This is a genomic window from Staphylococcus sp. GDY8P72P (genome assembly GCF_016890655.1).
Taxonomy (GTDB): Bacteria; Bacillota; Bacilli; order Staphylococcales; family Staphylococcaceae; genus Staphylococcus; species Staphylococcus arlettae.
This window is the reverse complement of sequence record NZ_JAFEQJ010000011.1, coordinates 15309-31837: the sequence shown is the minus strand read 5'-3', so window position 1 is coordinate 31837 and position 16529 is coordinate 15309. Positions and strand designations below refer to the sequence as shown.

The 16529-nt window shown below is 34.0% G+C and carries 16 protein-coding genes; 10 read left to right on the top strand and 6 right to left on the bottom strand.

What is annotated here, in order from left to right:
- The first annotated feature begins 281 nt into the window (after positions 1 to 281).
- From bioB to JVU85_RS05795, 8 genes are all read left to right on the top strand, one after another.
- A complete protein-coding gene (bioB, locus tag JVU85_RS05830; RefSeq protein WP_107373770.1) occupies positions 282 to 1265 on the top strand; it encodes a biotin synthase BioB in 984 nt (327 codons plus the stop codon).
- A gap of 543 nt (positions 1266 to 1808) precedes the next feature.
- Positions 1809 to 2600, top strand: a complete 792-nt coding sequence (locus JVU85_RS05825; RefSeq protein WP_021459648.1) for an amino acid ABC transporter substrate-binding protein — start codon at positions 1809 to 1811, stop codon at positions 2598 to 2600.
- A complete protein-coding gene (locus JVU85_RS05820; protein ID WP_021459647.1) occupies positions 2584 to 3303 on the top strand; it encodes an amino acid ABC transporter permease in 720 nt (239 codons plus the stop codon). Before JVU85_RS05825 ends, JVU85_RS05820 begins: the two co-directional genes overlap by 17 nt.
- A complete protein-coding gene (locus JVU85_RS05815; RefSeq protein ID WP_151508341.1) occupies positions 3300 to 4034 on the top strand; it encodes an amino acid ABC transporter ATP-binding protein in 735 nt (244 codons plus the stop codon). Before JVU85_RS05820 ends, JVU85_RS05815 begins: the two co-directional genes overlap by 4 nt.
- 208 nt (positions 4035 to 4242) lie before the next feature.
- Positions 4243 to 6198: a BglG family transcription antiterminator gene (locus JVU85_RS05810; RefSeq protein ID WP_332311261.1), complete on the top strand. Its 1956-nt coding sequence runs from the start codon at positions 4243 to 4245 to the stop codon at positions 6196 to 6198.
- Positions 6189 to 6629 carry a PTS sugar transporter subunit IIA gene (locus JVU85_RS05805; RefSeq protein WP_142019331.1) on the top strand — a complete coding sequence of 147 codons (441 nt, stop codon included), beginning with the start codon at positions 6189 to 6191 and terminating at the stop codon, positions 6627 to 6629. Before JVU85_RS05810 ends, JVU85_RS05805 begins: the two co-directional genes overlap by 10 nt.
- Before the next feature lie 5 nt (positions 6630 to 6634).
- Positions 6635 to 6919 (top strand): PTS sugar transporter subunit IIB, encoded by a 285-nt coding sequence (locus JVU85_RS05800; RefSeq protein WP_002508848.1) that lies wholly within the window; start codon positions 6635 to 6637, stop codon positions 6917 to 6919.
- A 22-nt stretch (positions 6920 to 6941) separates the two neighbouring features.
- On the top strand, positions 6942 to 8291 hold the full coding sequence (locus JVU85_RS05795) for a PTS ascorbate transporter subunit IIC (RefSeq protein WP_204172138.1): 1350 nt from the start codon (positions 6942 to 6944) through the stop codon (positions 8289 to 8291).
- 220 nt (positions 8292 to 8511) lie between these two features.
- On the opposite strand, the gene panE is transcribed toward JVU85_RS05795, so the two are convergent.
- From panE to JVU85_RS05775, 4 genes are all read right to left on the bottom strand, one after another.
- Positions 8512 to 9429 carry a 2-dehydropantoate 2-reductase gene (gene panE / locus JVU85_RS05790; RefSeq protein WP_021459642.1) on the bottom strand — a complete coding sequence of 306 codons (918 nt, stop codon included), beginning with the start codon at positions 9427 to 9429 and terminating at the stop codon, positions 8512 to 8514.
- A 334-nt stretch (positions 9430 to 9763) separates the two neighbouring features.
- A complete protein-coding gene (locus JVU85_RS05785; RefSeq protein WP_204171523.1) occupies positions 9764 to 11353 on the bottom strand; it encodes an ABC transporter permease in 1590 nt (529 codons plus the stop codon).
- 2 nt (positions 11354 to 11355) lie between these two features.
- Positions 11356 to 12252, bottom strand: coding sequence for an ABC transporter ATP-binding protein (locus tag JVU85_RS05780; RefSeq protein ID WP_002508844.1), 897 nt, complete (start codon positions 12250 to 12252; stop codon positions 11356 to 11358).
- A 14-nt stretch (positions 12253 to 12266) separates the two neighbouring features.
- Positions 12267 to 12893, bottom strand: coding sequence for a TetR/AcrR family transcriptional regulator (locus JVU85_RS05775; protein WP_107374156.1), 627 nt, complete (start codon positions 12891 to 12893; stop codon positions 12267 to 12269).
- Positions 12894 to 13169: 276 nt separating this feature from the next.
- On the opposite strand from JVU85_RS05775, the gene manA reads away from it, so the two are divergent.
- Complete coding sequence (manA, locus tag JVU85_RS05770) at positions 13170 to 14105, top strand: mannose-6-phosphate isomerase, class I (protein WP_021459639.1); 936 nt, start codon at positions 13170 to 13172, stop codon at positions 14103 to 14105.
- A 20-nt stretch (positions 14106 to 14125) separates the two neighbouring features.
- Positions 14126 to 15016, top strand: coding sequence for an ROK family protein (locus JVU85_RS05765; protein WP_204171522.1), 891 nt, complete (start codon positions 14126 to 14128; stop codon positions 15014 to 15016).
- A gap of 56 nt (positions 15017 to 15072) precedes the next feature.
- Here the strand turns inward: JVU85_RS05765 and JVU85_RS05760 are convergent, their stop codons facing one another.
- Both JVU85_RS05760 and JVU85_RS05755 read right to left on the bottom strand, forming a co-directional pair.
- Positions 15073 to 15528 (bottom strand): threonine/serine exporter family protein, encoded by a 456-nt coding sequence (locus JVU85_RS05760; protein WP_002508840.1) that lies wholly within the window; start codon positions 15526 to 15528, stop codon positions 15073 to 15075.
- Between the two features lie 15 nt (positions 15529 to 15543).
- Positions 15544 to 16296, bottom strand: a complete 753-nt coding sequence (locus JVU85_RS05755) for a threonine/serine exporter family protein (RefSeq protein ID WP_002508839.1) — start codon at positions 16294 to 16296, stop codon at positions 15544 to 15546.
- Positions 16297 to 16529 lie beyond the last annotated feature (233 nt).

Below are 16529 nucleotides of genomic sequence, written 5' to 3'. Positions count from 1 at the left end.
GATTTCTGTCCCACTCCCTTATATAATCAACAACGTTTACCAGTGGATACTTTATTAACAGATGTCATAACATTGGATGATATTAATGAAGGTTTTGATCGTTTAGACCGTGGGGAAGCTGCACGTCTCGTAGTGAAAATGCCTACTTAAATCATAATTAAAGCTATAGCAGAATGAGTTAATTGAGTTCATGTTGAAAAACTATTTAAATTAAATGTTAACTTTATAAATTAAATGGTTAACATTTATGATATACTATTCTCATATTTAGGGGGGATAGTATGGAATTAGCACATAAAATATTAGCAGGTCAACACATAACTGCTGCTGAAGCTTATGAACTATACCAAGATGACGCAATAGATACAATGGATTTGGTTCATGAAGCATACAAATTACGTCAGCATTTTTATGGTAAGAAAGTGAAATTAAATATGATATTAAATGCCAAAAGTGGTATATGCCCAGAAGACTGTGGTTACTGCGGACAATCACGAGATATGAAACAAAAACAACGTTATGCGCTAGTGTCACAGGAAGAAATAGAACGAGGTGCAGAAGCTGCCAATAATCATCAAATTGGGACATACTGTATCGTAATGAGTGGTAGAGGGCCGAGTAATAAAGAAGTGGATCATATTGCACATACCGTTGAAAGTATTAAGGAAAAACATCCGCAATTAAAAATTTGTGCGTGTCTCGGCTTAGCAAATGAGGAACAAGCAGAACGTTTAAAAGCTGCGGGAGTTGATCGTTATAATCACAACTTAAATACTAGTGAGCATTATCACAGCGAAGTGGTCTCTACCCATACGTATGAACAACGTGTACAAACAGTCGAACTTATGAAGAAAAATCAAATTTCGCCATGTTCAGGTGTGATTTGTGGTATGGGGGAGAGCCATCAAGATCGTATTGATATGGCTTTTGCACTAAAACAAATCGATGCCGATAGTATTCCAATTAATTTTTTACATCCTATTAAAGGTACTAAATTTGGAGAAATGGATGAGTTAACCCCATTGAAATGTCTAAGAATTTTAGCGATGTTTCGTTTAATTAATCCAACTAAAGAAATTCGTATAGCTGGTGGTCGCGAGGTGAATTTAAAATCATTGCAACCTACAGCATTGTTAGTAGCTAATTCAATATTTGTAGGTGACTATTTAATAACAGGTGGACAACCTAATCAGCTTGATTTTGACATGATTCAAGATATGGGATTTGAAGTTGATTACGATACCAATATACCTACGACATCTTAAAATAAAGGAGCTAGCGGTGAGACCAAATAAGGTAATGATGTATTGCCAAGGTTGCAGCACCTCTAGCTCCGTTTAATTCGTGATAAGGAACAATTTCGAAATTAATGTCATTACTTTTATCATACAGATGTTTGTGATGGTTATATTCTTCTAGTATTTGCGATGTAATATCATTATTAAAAATAGGCCGTGTAAATAAATTTTGGTGCATCAATTAATAAGGTAAGGTTATTTAAGGTAATTGATACAGCTTGCATTGCTTCTTTTAATGACTTAGCAAAAATATTATAGAACTATATCAAACGATACAACAATCATAGTTTTTATTTTAAACGCACTATACAATGTGAGAATCATTTGATAGTGCGTTCTTATTGCGGAAATAACACCTCTCTAACATTTGCGTCTCACTGTGTTGCTGATATTAAGTCACAGGCAATTGTAAAATAAATGAATAAATGAATACTGAGTAGTTGACTAATTGTGGGTATGGGTCTAAACTATCTTTATTCCGATTAGAATAATAAGGATGGAGGTTTTGTGATGAAGAAGATTTTTTATGGTCTGGTTGCAGGAGTTATTGCAATGACGTTAACAGCTTGTGGCAATGAATCATCTGATAAGAAAAGTGATACGAAAACCGTAAGTGAGGATAAAACATTTGTCGTAGGTACAGAAGGAACATATGCACCTTTCTCATTTCACGATAAGAATGATAAATTAACTGGGTACGATATTGATGTGACAAAAGCAGTTGCAAAAGAAATGGGTTATAAAGTTAAATTTAAAGAAACACAATGGGACTCAATGTTTGCTGGTTTGGATTCAGGACGTTTTAATGTTATAGCAAACCAAGTAGGTATTAATAAAGAACGTAAAGAGAAGTATAAATTTTCTGAGCCATACACTTATTCACATGGTGTGTTGGTTGTAAATGAAAATAATAAAAAGATTAAATCTTTTGATGACGTTAAAGGTAAAAAGTTAGCACAAACATTTACATCAAATTATGGAAAATTAGCGAAATCTAAAGGTGCTGAAATTACGAAAGTAGATGGTTTTAACCAAGCTATGGATTTATTACAATCTAACCGTGTTGAAGGTACGTTTAATGATAATATTTCGTATTTAGACTATAAAAAACAAAAACCAAATGCAAAAGTGAAAGCAATCGAAGGAGATGCAGAAAAGAGTCAGTCTGCATTTACATTTAGTAAAAAAGAAGATGACAAAACAATCAAAGAAGTAAATAAAGCTGTTAAAAAATTAAAAGATAATGGCGAACTAGCGAAAATAAGTAAGAAATGGTTTGGCGAAGATGTTTCTAAACCTTAATGATGAACAACAACATGCATTAAACGCAGCAGGGCAAGCATTTTTACCTATGCTGGAAGGTCTTGTGAAATATTCGATTCCAATAACTTTAGTAACATTTGTATTGGGGTTAATCATTGCACTATTTACTGCATTGATGAGAATATCCACAAGTCGTGTGTTGAGAGGTATCGCACGCTTTTACATTTCAATTATTCGTGGAACGCCAATGATTGTACAATTATTTATTATCTTTTATGGAATTCCGGAATTAGGTCGGTTAATAACGAACAATTCAGAGAATCAATGGACTTTAGCACCTGTTGTAGCAGCAATTATAGGACTATCCTTAAATGTTGGTGCTTATGCCTCAGAAATAATTCGAGGGGGCATTATATCTATTCCTAAAGGCCAAACGGAAGCGGCATATTCTATAGGGATGAATTATAGACAGACAGTGCAACGTATTATTTTACCTCAAGCCATTCGTGTATCAGTACCAGCTTTAGGTAATACATTTTTAAGTTTAATCAAAGATACGTCTTTATTAGGATTTATCCTAGTTGCTGAAATGTTCAGGAAGGCTCAAGAAGTTGCATCTACAACATATGAATATTTAACTATTTATATTTTAGTTGCTATTTTGTACTGGGTTGTATGTTTTATCATTTCAATCGTACAAAACTACTATGAATCTTACCTAGAAAGAGGGTATCGTACATGATTGAATTGAATAATATTCACAAAGCTTTCGGGACTAAATCAGTCATCAAAGGTATTGATTTATCGGTAGAACAAGGAGAAGTGGTAACACTGATTGGACGTTCAGGTTCTGGTAAAACAACTTTACTACGAATGATCAATGCCTTAGAGTTACCATCTGAGGGAACAGTGTATGTCGATGGTATAACTTATAAAAATGACGATAAAAAATCACAAATTGCGGTACGCCAAAAGTCAGGTATGGTATTCCAAAGTTATAATTTATTTCCACATAAAACAGCAATTGAAAATGTCATGGAAGGTTTAGTGACTGTAAAAAAATTAAAAAAAGCAGAAGCGGAACAACAAGCGCTTGCGCTATTAGAAAAAGTGGGATTAACTGAAGTAAAAGACCAACGACCATTAGCATTATCTGGTGGGCAACAGCAACGTGTCGCAATCGCTCGTGCATTAGCGATGAATCCTAAAGTTATGTTGTTTGATGAACCAACTTCTGCGCTAGATCCTGAGCTCGTAAATGATGTCTTAAAAGTTATTAAGGATTTAGCGCAAGAAGGTATGACTATGGTGATTGTTACACATGAAATGCGTTTTGCTAAAGAAGTGTCTAATAAAATCGCCTTTATTCATGATGGAGTTATTGGGGAGCAAGGTGCACCAGATCAAATCATTAACCATCCACAAACAACACAATTACAAAGATTTTTAAATGTCATTAGAGATGTAGAGTAGAAAGTTCAATATTAAATAATGATTCTTAAGGGATAAGTATAGTAATCAAATGTTAACATTTGATTACTATCTTATTCCTTTTTTATTAGAATAATATTTAATTATAGATGTGTACTCTTTCGGATTAGATGACGAATGAGATTACACATCTACAGTTTTAAGAAAACGGTTACAATAAATATGTGAGGAGGCAATTGAATTGTTAAGTATGAGGCAACGTAAAATTGTAGATTATGTGGTGGCACAAGCATCTTTTATAGCAATTCATGATTTAGCATCACAATTAAAAGTGACGAATCGTACAATTCAATATGATTTAGAAATGATTGAAGCTTCAGCATCAGACTTAGACTTGAAGATTGAACGCAACAAGTCTAAAGGTGTAAAAATGACAAAAATGAATGTATCAAACGATTCATTAACGCATTCTGCTGTGCAACCAACACTTCATTATGACAAAAGTGAACGAATATTATACATTATTTTAAAATTATTTGAATCATCCGAACCTACATCCTCACAAACATTTGCGGCAATGGTCTCAGTGTCTAGAAGAACGATTGTCGAAGATTTAAAGGTAGTTCAAAATTGGGTGGAAAATAATGGATTATCACTCGTATATAAAAAGAATAAAGGTTTTGTCATTGAAGGGGAAGAACGCAACTTTCGAAAAGCATACGCGGCGCGGGTCCATGAATATTTTCAAACCCATACGCATTATATGGGGAATCAATTATTTTCTAATGATGAATTAAAACAAATTCGGTTAATAGTCATTTCTACATTGTCAGAAAATAATTATCATTTGGTTCAAAGTGCGATTGATGGATTGATTTATCATATCTTAATTGCCATTCATCGCACACGTAGTAAAGATGTCTTTGAAATACCAACAATAGAATATGACAAGTTAATACAAACTGAACAGTTTCGTATTGCTAGAGCATTGACCAACAAATTAGAGTCCGCATTTTTAGTTGAATTTCCACCTAGTGAATCTGCATTTATTACATTACATTTACTTGGGGCCAAAAGTGTCGCAGAAAATGATGTCTTTGAAGATGCTGATGAATTAGAAATATTAACGCATCAATTAGTCGAACTTATGAGTGGTGAACTAGGGGTTAATTTATTATCCGATAATAAATTACTCGATGGTTTAGTCGTTCATTTGCGACCTGCCATTCATAGGATGAAATTTAAATTGACTCATAAAAATCCTTTGAATGATGAAATTACTCAGCAATACGCGAATATTATTCAAGCTTTAAAACATCATGTCTGGTTGATTGAACAAGCATATAATATTGAATTTGAAGCGGATGAGTTGTCTTATATTACTATTCATTTTGCTTCCGCAATTGAGCGCTTATCATCAAGTACAAAGCCAGCAATTAAAGTAGTGTTGTTATGTGGTTCTGGTATCGGGACATCGCAATTATTAAAAAGTAAGCTTAAAAATATATATCCAGAGTTAGAGGTAATTGATGCATACTCAGTATACGAAATCGATGATTCAGAGTTACGCAATGAGCGTATAGATTATGTGATTTCGACAGTAGAGGTGACACAATTATCTGTTCCGATAGTTAGAGTTAGTCCATTTTTAACTCAAGAAGATCGCATGCAATTGAACGAAATTATTAATGCCTCAAGAGAAAAATATGTCAATGATGTCAAAATGTTAGGTCCTGATTTGCAGGATGTCTTACCTAAAGAGCACATCATCACTCATCAGCCAAAAGTAACTAGAAATGGTGCAATTCAACAAGCAGTAGACATATTAGTTGCCAAATCAATTGTAGATATAAATTACGGTCAAGATATTATCAATCAATTAGATGCGTTTGGTCCGTATATGGTTATTAGTCCACATATTGCGTTAATACATGCGCAACATAAACATGTACGCCAAGGTGTCGGATTTAGTATCGTCCACTTTGCAGAAGGTATTAAGTTTGACCATGAACAGTATGATCCGGTAAACGTAATTATTACGTTAGCCACCGAGCAACCGCAAATACATTTGAATGCCTTGCGACAACTAAGCGAATTAATTATGGATGAAACTACGAGAACACATTTATTACAAGGAGATAAGCCACAAATTATTGAAGCTATCAAGCAAATTAGTATTAAGGAGGATATTGCTAAATGGCCTTAGAGATTTTAACGTCAGATAAAGTGCAAATTAAAGATCATGTGGAGCATTGGTCTGAAGCTATAGATATTGCAGCACAACCATTGTTAAATCAACGCTATTTTGACCAACCTTATATTACGGCAATGATTAACAGTGTGGAATCATTAGGGCCCTATATTGTGATTGCGCCTGAAATTGCAATTGCGCATGCACGACCCGATTCACATGTGCATAAAGTTGGATTGAGTTTACTAAAACTTAATCAGCATATTAACTTTTCAGAAGAAGGACATTTTGCGTCGTTAGTTTTTGTACTAAGTGCTGTCGATAATACAGCACATTTAGAAATATTAAAACAATTAGCACAAATTTTAGGCGATAAGCAAACAGTCGAAGAATTACTATCAGCACAAAATAATACAGAGATTATTAATATATTAAAAGGAGAATGATGAAAATGAAAATTTTAGTAGTATGTGGTCATGGATTAGGTAGCAGCTTTATGGTGGAAATGAATGCACAAGAGGCTTTGAAAAATTTAAATGCACCTACAGATATTACTGTTGAGCATAGTGACGTTATGACTGCGAGCCCAGATATGGCCGAATTATTTATTTGTGGTCGTGACTTAGAAGAAAACACTAAAAATTTAGGTGACGTACTGGTTTTAGACAATATTTTAGATAAAGAAGAACTACAAACTAAATTAAATGATAAATTGCAAGAACTAGGTAAATTATAAACCATTGATTGGAGGGGATGTTATGCAAGCAATATTAGATTTTATTGTAGATGTATTAAGTCAACCTGCTATTCTTGTTGCAATGATTGCATTAATTGGTCTGATCGTACAAAAGAAATCAGCAGTTGATGTTACATCAGGAACAATTAAAACTGTATTAGGCTTTTTAGTGTTAAGTGCTGGAGCTAGTGTAGTCACACAATCATTAGAACCTTTTGGAAAAATATTCCAACATGCTTTTGGCGTGCAAGGGGTAGTACCAAATAATGAAGCAATTATCTCTATTGCGTTAGAAAAATATGGTACGACAGCAGCATTGATTATGGTGTTTGGAATGATTGTGAACATATTAATTGCACGCTTTACCAATTTGAAGTATATATTTTTAACTGGGCACCATACGTTTTATATGGCAGCATTTTTAGCAATTTTATTATCTGTCGGCAAAATTACAGGTACATTAACAGTTGTGATTGGTGCGATTATTTTAGGTTTAATTATGGCCATATTACCAGCCTTAGCGCATCCAACGATGCAAAAAATTACCGGTAATAATCAAGTAGCTTTAGGACATTTTGGGACAATTAGTTATTGGGCTTCAGGTGAAGTCGGTAAGTTATTTAAAGGAAAATCAAAATCAACTGAAGACATTAACTTTCCGAAAAGTCTTGGTTTCTTAAGAGAAAGTACGATTAGTATTTCAATTACGATGACCTTACTTTATTTTATAGCTTCACTATTTGCTGGACCAGCATTTGTACATTCAGATATTAGTGATGGGCAAAACTTCATTGTATTTTCATTAATACAAGGTGTTACATTTGCAGCCGGGGTATTTATTATTTTAACTGGAGTACGTTTAATTTTAGCTGAAATTGTACCAGCATTTAAAGGTATTTCAGAGAAACTTGTACCTAATACAAAACCAGCATTAGATTGTCCAATCGTCTTTCCATACGCACAAAATGCCGTGTTAATTGGCTTTTTTGTAAGTTTCATTGTTGGTGTAATAGGAATGTTTGTCTTGTTTTTATTTGGTGGTGTAGTTATTTTACCAGGCGTTGTTGCACACTTCTTTTTAGGAGCAACATCAGGTGTATTTGGTAATGCACGTGGCGGTATTCGAGGCGCGGTAGCAGGTTCAGCACTAAATGGCTTGCTCATTACGTTCTTACCATTATTGTTCTTACCTTTCTTAGGTGACTTAGGTGGTGCAGCCACAACATTCTCAGATACTGACTTTTTAGCGGTAGGTATAATTTTTGGGAATGTAGCCAAATATTTAGGTGTAATTGGCATTGTAGTACTAATTATTATTTTAGCAGTAATTTCAATATTGATTCAAAAACGTACGAATCAAAAAGAGGCATAATAAAAAAGAGATACTCACATGAGTATCTCTTTTTATGTACGCTTTCCGCGGGCACTGCATTAGCCTTTAGTCGGTCAAATCACTGACAATACTATAATTTATAAATTATCAGTGGTAGTTATTATGTTGAATCAATCAATGAGTCAAACAACTCAAGAAATAGAAAAAATGAAGCTTTATGTCGATAATTGTACTATAGTTTTATAGATATTATGCTAATCTATGAGAGCATTTCATTATAGACATTTAAGTTTTGGTAAACGGATGTTAGTAATGGCGCAGGGAAATCGTATTGATTCGCTAATGATAAAATATAGCCTTGAATATGTTGACCTTCAATATTTAACCCACGCTCCATATCACGTTGCATGGATGTTTTAAAGTGATAGGACAGATTATCTAACGACTTCATATACCGTTTCACTATATCTTCTGAAATAGGCGCTTGATGTGCTTGCATGATACTAGCAACTTCTTGATACATTGCTTCAATATACGGCTTACCACCTTCGCTATCACGAATAGGGCCAATTGGTGCATGCATTAATGTAGTTACACTAGACAGTACAGTAATCATTAAGTATTTATGCCACATATCACGCTTGATGTGCTCACTTAAAATAAATTTTGCTTTCGTACCTGCAAAAGCATCGGCGATTTGTTGTACGCGTTCTGACATGGTTCCATCAAGCTCACCAAAAATAAGTTGATCAAAATCACTCGTATGGCTCACTTCACCTAATGGATCTAACGTAGTTTCAATGATACATAACCCACCCAAAACACGTTCACGACCAAATGCTTGTTGGAGTGTGGCAATATGAGCAATACCATTGAGTAAGGGGATAATGACTGTATTTGGTCCAACGAAAGGTCGTAAATCTTCGATAGATTGTTCTAAATGATAAGCTTTAGAAGACAATAACACAATATCAAAAGGTTCTACATCTTGTTGTGCCGTTATTAATTTTGGTTGGAAAGCATAATTACCATTTACGCTATTAATGACTAAACCATTTTTTTCAAGCGATGCTTTACGTTTGGGGCGGACTAAAAAGGTAACATCTTTACCTTGTTCAGCTAATCTACCTCCGAAATATCCGCCAATGCCGCCTGCACCTAATACTAAAATACGCATAGAAAACACTCCTAAAATATGTATTTTTACTGGATGACACTAGTGTTTGCATGTGAATAACGATTCACATCAGTTATTGGAATTATATTCTTTCTACCCCAAAAAATTAAGATGTAACGAACTTCAATAAAAATTGTGATGAATTCTCTAAAAATATCCTCTTTCTACTAAAATGTGTAAGGTGAATATAAGGAGTAGTGCTGCGTCACTGTTCCATGTGAAACAAAAAGTAACGTAGCATACAATGGTTTAGAGTATGTACGTTACTTTTCTTTTAGGATTAAATATCATTTTACATACTTATTTCATGTAATTTTGTGCAATTTAGCAACAATTATAAATCTTTACGTTGAAATAATAAGAGCCCAAAAACAGTTATACATAGTGCTAATATTATTAAAATAATTAAAGGTAATACTGTAAAATCGTCTATCGGTATTTGTGGAATATGATGAAAGGGTGTTAAATTTTTCAGCCATTCACGTACATTGAGCAAGTTACCTATATAGACGACTACAAAACAGTAAGCAAGATAAGCATAGACAATTGATGTCAATTTGTTTGAGACACCTAATATTAAAATACCTAAAGCTACAAAAGCTAAAATAGCAGGAATATAAATGATACCTGAACTGATGACTGAGATAAAAGATAACGGTTCATCCATGACAAAATATTGACCAATATACAATCCTAAACTTGCTAAAAAAATCATCGTAAATGCGTTAATAATACTTAAAATAATATAAGTACCAAAATAAGTAAGACGGGTCATTGGGTTTGCTAATAGCATTAATGTGTATCCGTGATGATTATCCTTTTTGAACTTAAACAATGAAATTAGCGTTGGTATTGTGGCGACCATAGCCATGACTACCATTAATGTTGGTAAAAATTGTTCAGCATAGTTATCGCCTTTGCTGACTAGCATTTGCTTTAATAATGGATTATCTTCAAAGAATGTATCTAAAGTTCCAAAAATTGAACCGTAGGATAAACCAAGTAACAACATGCCACAAGCAAAGGAGATGAAAAGGGTACGTTGTAAACGAATTTGTAATCCTATTGGTGATTTCATATAACGTTTAATGTGAGTGTGACCAGATTTTTCGGGTAAATAACCTGAGTTAATGTCTCGTTTGATTTTTAATATCATTGCGCTTGGTAAACAAATAAGTACTAGTATCATTATGAAAACGAGAGGCCTCCAATTATTTTCAGCGTACGGAAATGTTCTCGACAACCAGCCCAGTGGTGACATCAAAGACAAATCATTATCTAAACCATCGCCAATGGCTCTTATAAAATAGGACAACATTAAAATGCCAATTGTAATACCAGTAGTCCCACTGACGGTTGTTGCAAGTTGGGCTACAACTAATGTAAGAAAACCAAATAGCACTCCAATTGCGCTTAAATTCAGTGCATAAAGTAAAGAGCCGATTGTTGAAAAGCCATCTCCTGACATAACTAGTAAACCACTACCTATAGGTATAAATAGAGCAAGGTTTAATATTATAATATTTAACATAACACTCATTATTTGAGCGTGTTTACCTATAGGTAAGGCGTTCAATAATATGAGGCGTCCTCGCTCTTCATCACCTCGTGTTTGTTGTCCAACAAATAAAATGTTCATTATTGCTACTACAATTGCTGTAAATAAAAGCATTTCATGCGCAAAAACAGTAGCTATATTAACGTCATCTAATTTTATCGGGCCTAACATTGTTTTTACTGCAGGATTATCTAGCATGGGAATGACAGTATTTAATTCGCGTTGTGTTGGGTACATCGCTTTAAAAGCAGGTGGAATAATTAATGTTAATAATGCGATGCTAATGACCCATAGTGCATTAGTTACTAAATTGCGTTTGAAATAAAAGAGTGTTAAGTGTAATGTTTTGTTGAAATATTGGCGCATGACTACTCACCTTCTTCTATTGTGTCACCATAATGTCTGCGGAATAAGTCTTCTAACGTTGGTGGCTTACTTTCTAAATATGTCAAAGTAAATTGACTCAAATATTGAATAAGAGGCGTTAACTTATTTGAATCAACATCAAACGAATAACGTGAACCAGATTGTTGTATATTATGCACACCTGCTATATTAGGAAGATCATGTAAATTATGTGATGTTTCAACGATGAAGTTCATACGTGTTAAGTGGCGTAACTCAGCTAAAGTACCATTTTCTATTATTTTGCCTTTCCGAATAATGGCGACACGATCACATAGTTTTTCAACTTCACTTAAAATATGACTAGATAATAATACAGTACCATTATTAGCTTTAATTTCTTTAATACATGATTGGAATACATCTTCCATTAACGGGTCTAACCCAGATGTTGGCTCGTCGAAGATATAGAGTTCAGCATCGATACTTAATGCGGCAATTAATGCTACTTTTTGACGATTTCCTTTGGAATATGTGCCACACTTTTTACTAATATCTAAATCGAATTGCTCAATGAGACGCTCTTTTTTCGCGTAGTTGGCATGCTTATGCAAACTTAAAAAGAAATCTATAACTTCTCCTCCAGTTAAATTAGGCCATAAATTGACATCACCGGGAACAAAAGCCAAATGTTCATGTATGGTCACTACTTCTGTTAGAGCATCTTTGCCAAAGATTTCAATATTACCGGAACTAGGTGTAAGTACACCTAAAATGATTTGTAATGTTGTTGATTTACCAGCACCGTTAGGTCCAATAAAACCAAAAATTTCTCCTGGTTGTAATTTTAAATCTATACCGTCTAATGCTTTAAACTTGCCAAAGCGTTTGGTTAAGTTAGTGATATTAAGTACAGTCATTTGTGACACCTCATTTATTTATAAAATAATTTGCGCATTTCCGCTAAATATACTTCGAATTCATGAAAATAGTATGTGTAGTTATTATTAGTAATATCGTCGACAGTAAGGTGCTGTTTGACGGATTCACTGTAACCCGTAATCATAAACTGAATTAACTGTAAGGCGTGGGTTGGATTTACGTCATTTTTGAAATAACTATAATCAATATTTTCAGTCATTACATCATAACTTTGTTGTTCTAATTGTTTAATTTTGGTTACTAAGTCGTCGCTAAGTTCGTTGTGCGTAGTTGCAAGGATAGGTAAACTTAAAAAATTAATAATAGTAGGATGACTTTTTAACATTTTCATTTTTATTATCATCATAGCTTGAATTCTGTTGAAAATATCTTGCTGTGACATATCAACTTTATTAAGATACTCTTCACGAACAAACTCTAAAGCATAATCAATTAAATAATGATACAAACTTTGTTTATTTTTAAAGTAATAAAATAATGTTCCTTTGCTAATGTTGGCAGCACTGACGATAGCATTAGTTGAAGCGTCATGAGGTCCTTTTTGCGCAAATTCATTTAAAGCAGCGTTAATAATTTGTCGTTGTTTTTTGGAATCTAGTTTGTAAAAGGCTTGATGCATAGAATCACTTCCATTATGTTAAGTGGTAATTTTACTCTAAGTATAGAACTTTTAACCATGTTGGTCAAATTAACTCTAAACGGAGCTTACTTGCTAATGATATTAATTGTAGCTACAATTAATATCATTAGTATAGATAGGTTTCTTGACTATTTGTAGAAAGGCACATTAAGTCAATGTGTTTAGTTGCTCATAATCAGCAGACATTAAAATTATTGAACAATTGTTGAAAATCTATCGGTAACTAAAACTAATATAAGCAATAGGTGGGATAGTATGGTTTTATTTTTACAGCCTGTATTTCAAGAACGCATATGGGGAGGCACACAGTTAAAGAACTTTAATTATAATATTCCTTTTGACCACACTGGTGAATGTTGGGCGATTTCAGCGCATCCCAATGGTCCCAATGTAATTACGAATGGACCTTATCAAGGATATACATTAGACCAAGTATGGGAACAAGCACCGTCATTATTTGGGGCTAGTGGACAACAGAATTTTCCTTTATTGACGAAAATTCTTGATGCCAATGATAAATTGTCAGTCCAAGTACATCCTGATGATAATTATGCACAAAAATATGAAGGGGAAAATGGTAAAACAGAATGTTGGTATATTCTAGATGCCGCACCTGATGCTGAAATTATCTATGGTGTTAACGCAGACAACCAAGATGAATTAAATCAAATGTTAGACCAAGGTGATTTTGAAACATTGTTTCATCATATTAAAGTAACAAAAGGTGATTTCTTCTATGTTCCTTCAGGGACAGTGCATGCAATTGGTAAAGGTATTATGATTTTAGAAACACAACAATCTTCTGATACTACATATAGAATTTATGATTATGAACGTACTGATAGTAATGGCAAGCAGCGCGAATTACACTTAGAACAAAGTAAAGCTGTGATTGATGTCGACCGTCAAATTCCGCAGACGAGGTTACCGAAAGAACAATACGAGCAATATACGTATCAACAACTAGTATCGACGACATTTTTTACTGTAGAAAAATGGGATATACATCAACAATTAGCATTTGATAAACAGCAACCTTATTATTTAGTGTCAGTAATAGAGGGCGAAGGTGTACTGTATATAGGACAACAACACTTTGATTTGGAAAAAGGCGCACATTTTATTCTAACTACTGAAGATCAAGATATTTATTTTACAGGAAACTTTAGTATGATCGTTAGTTATGTTTAGTGTTAAAGGGGGAGAAAGAAATGTATAGAATAGCCGTAGATATCGGAGGAACAAAAACTATTGTAGGCGTCATTGATGCACACATGACCGTTGTAGATCAGCAGACTTTCCCAACAATAACAGAGAGTCCTGAAGCAGAATTTGACCAAATACTTGAGCATGCACAAGCATTGCTACAAAAATATCAACAAATTGAGCAACAAACGTTAAATATTGCGATGCCTGGTCCGTGTGATTATCACCAAGGGATATTTTTAAATCCTCCTAACCTACAAGCGTATAAAAATTTTGATGCTGGCGCATATATAACAACACGTAGTGAATTCAAACCAGCTTTTGTAAACGACACTGATGCCGCAATACGTGCTGAAAAAAGAGCGTTGCCTGAAACAACATCTTCATTTGTATATTTAACAATTAGTACAGGTGTAGGGATGGCACTAGTCTATAATGAAGAAGTATTAGCTGGAAGCGATGGTAATATGGGGGAAATTGGACATACAATGATCAAAAGTAATAGTGACTATCAATGTCCGGTGTGCCAGCAATATGGCTGTGTGGAAAACGAAATTTCAGGCTTGGCTATTAGTCGTAAAGCGAGTACCATTTTAGAGCGTGAAGTATCGACCCAAGAAGCTATAAAGTTATATTTAAACAATGACAATGATGAAATTACTGCGATGATGGAAGAAATAATGCAAATGACAGCGCAATTATGCACTAATATTTACAATATTTTTAATGTGTATACTATTGTTTTAGGTGGTGGGGTTACACAAAGTCCCTTACCTTACGAAGAATGCATTACTACGTATGCGCAAGCACACATTTTAAATACCAATAAACCTATCAATGTAGAAGTAAGCAAATTAGAAGCAAATGTATTAACTGGTTTGTATGATGTCACGTAATATATAAAAAGCACAAGTATTTATGCAAATAATACTTGTGCTTTTTATATTGATAATTACAGGCGGTTTTTCTTAATGTGCCAATATTTTCTAATGTTTAAAGTTTTAGACAATTGATCGGATATTAGCAGACCAAGTGCAATTGAACCAGCAATTAAAATAGCGCGTATAAACGTATTACCAGCATCTGTAAAGTTCAAAGTTACTAGCTCTTGAGTTGCTCTGAATGCTAGACTTCCAGGTACAAGTGGAATGATGCCGGGAATCATAAAGATCACAACAGGTGCTTTTAATAAGCGACTTAATATGTGACTGATTAAACCTAAGGACAAACTACCTAATAAACTCGTATAAATGGTATCCATTTGAAAACTTAAATTAAAGATAAAATGTACCATATAGCCACAAGCACCAGCTAATCCCGCAGGTATAAATAATTTTTTTGGAGCATCATATATTAATGCAAAGAAGTAAGAAGCCATAAAGCTAAATAGACAGGAAAATAGTATCATAATTTTGTGGCCTCCTTAATAGATTAAATAGGCAATTGCAATACCTGAGCCTATAGCAAAGGCGATTACAAGTGCTTCTAAAAATTTTGCAGTAAACATTAACATATGACGACTAAACAAATCTTGTATTGCTGTAGTAATGACTACACCAGGCACAATAGGCATAACCGAGGCGATCATTGTCGGTCCTAACGACTCGTACGTATGTATCATCTGAGAACCTAAAATAACGATTGAGCCTAAAATGAATGAACCTACAAACTCTGGTATAAACATAGTCAATGATTTACTTTGCATATATTCAACTATTAAATAACCAATAGCTCCTGCAAGTAGTGTAATAGGTACGTTAATCCACTCGCCATTAAGTAAATATAAAAAACTGAGAGAAATTATACCTGCAGCGATTACTTTTTGCCAAAGCGGACTACTTAAAGAGGTGCGATCAATATTTTGTAGTAAACGATGCGCTTCGTAAATAGACAGTGTGTTACTAGAGAGTTGTCTAGAGATAGTATTGACCTGAAAAATTTTCAATAAATTAGTAATGTTTTTATTGATTCTGACGATACGTGTATCGTGATCTTCACTTAAGGAAAAATTAATAAAAACATTAATGACGTACCCTTGACTGTTATAATAACCCATACTGATAGCCATACGACGCATGGTATCTTCTACGCGCGATACTTCAGCGCCTGATGAGAGTAGTATTTTACCCGCAAGTAAAATGACAGTCATGGTGATTTTATCGCGTTCACTGTTCAATAGTCCGTCCTCCTAGCCAATAGATATTAACATTATTATGGCAGTGGTTTTGTATAAATTCAAAAAGAAATGGTTGCCTGAAGTGAAAAAATTATAATGTGTTGCGGGTAGTCTTCTGGTTGTCTGAAGCCAATGTGCCGTCACACTAAAGGGAATGGGACAGAAATCTGATTTTGAAAAAATGATTTCGTCGTCTCACCCAGGCAAGGATGACTAGCGTTGAAAAAATGAGT

What these genes read in the sequence shown, in the direction of transcription:
- manA (WP_021459639.1), top strand. Translation starts at nt 13,170, where the DNA reads ATGGTTTTATTTTTACAGCCTGTATTTCAAGAACGCATATGGGGAGGC.
- bioB (WP_107373770.1), top strand. Translation starts at nt 282, where the DNA reads ATGGAATTAGCACATAAAATATTAGCAGGTCAACACATAACTGCTGCT.
- JVU85_RS05805 (WP_142019331.1), top strand. Translation starts at nt 6,189, where the DNA reads ATGGCCTTAGAGATTTTAACGTCAGATAAAGTGCAAATTAAAGATCAT.
- JVU85_RS05825 (WP_021459648.1), top strand. Translation starts at nt 1,809, where the DNA reads ATGAAGAAGATTTTTTATGGTCTGGTTGCAGGAGTTATTGCAATGACG.
- panE (WP_021459642.1), bottom strand. Translation starts at nt 9,429, where the DNA reads ATGCGTATTTTAGTATTAGGTGCAGGCGGCATTGGCGGATATTTCGGA.
- JVU85_RS05800 (WP_002508848.1), top strand. Translation starts at nt 6,635, where the DNA reads ATGAAAATTTTAGTAGTATGTGGTCATGGATTAGGTAGCAGCTTTATG.
- JVU85_RS05785 (WP_204171523.1), bottom strand. Translation starts at nt 11,353, where the DNA reads ATGCGCCAATATTTCAACAAAACATTACACTTAACACTCTTTTATTTC.
- JVU85_RS05765 (WP_204171522.1), top strand. Translation starts at nt 14,126, where the DNA reads ATGTATAGAATAGCCGTAGATATCGGAGGAACAAAAACTATTGTAGGC.
- JVU85_RS05810 (WP_332311261.1), top strand. Translation starts at nt 4,243, where the DNA reads ATGAGGCAACGTAAAATTGTAGATTATGTGGTGGCACAAGCATCTTTT.
- JVU85_RS05795 (WP_204172138.1), top strand. Translation starts at nt 6,942, where the DNA reads ATGCAAGCAATATTAGATTTTATTGTAGATGTATTAAGTCAACCTGCT.
- JVU85_RS05815 (WP_151508341.1), top strand. Translation starts at nt 3,300, where the DNA reads ATGATTGAATTGAATAATATTCACAAAGCTTTCGGGACTAAATCAGTC.
- JVU85_RS05760 (WP_002508840.1), bottom strand. Translation starts at nt 15,528, where the DNA reads ATGATACTATTTTCCTGTCTATTTAGCTTTATGGCTTCTTACTTCTTT.
- JVU85_RS05820 (WP_021459647.1), top strand. Translation starts at nt 2,584, where the DNA reads ATGTTTCTAAACCTTAATGATGAACAACAACATGCATTAAACGCAGCA.
- JVU85_RS05775 (WP_107374156.1), bottom strand. Translation starts at nt 12,893, where the DNA reads ATGCATCAAGCCTTTTACAAACTAGATTCCAAAAAACAACGACAAATT.
- JVU85_RS05780 (WP_002508844.1), bottom strand. Translation starts at nt 12,252, where the DNA reads ATGACTGTACTTAATATCACTAACTTAACCAAACGCTTTGGCAAGTTT.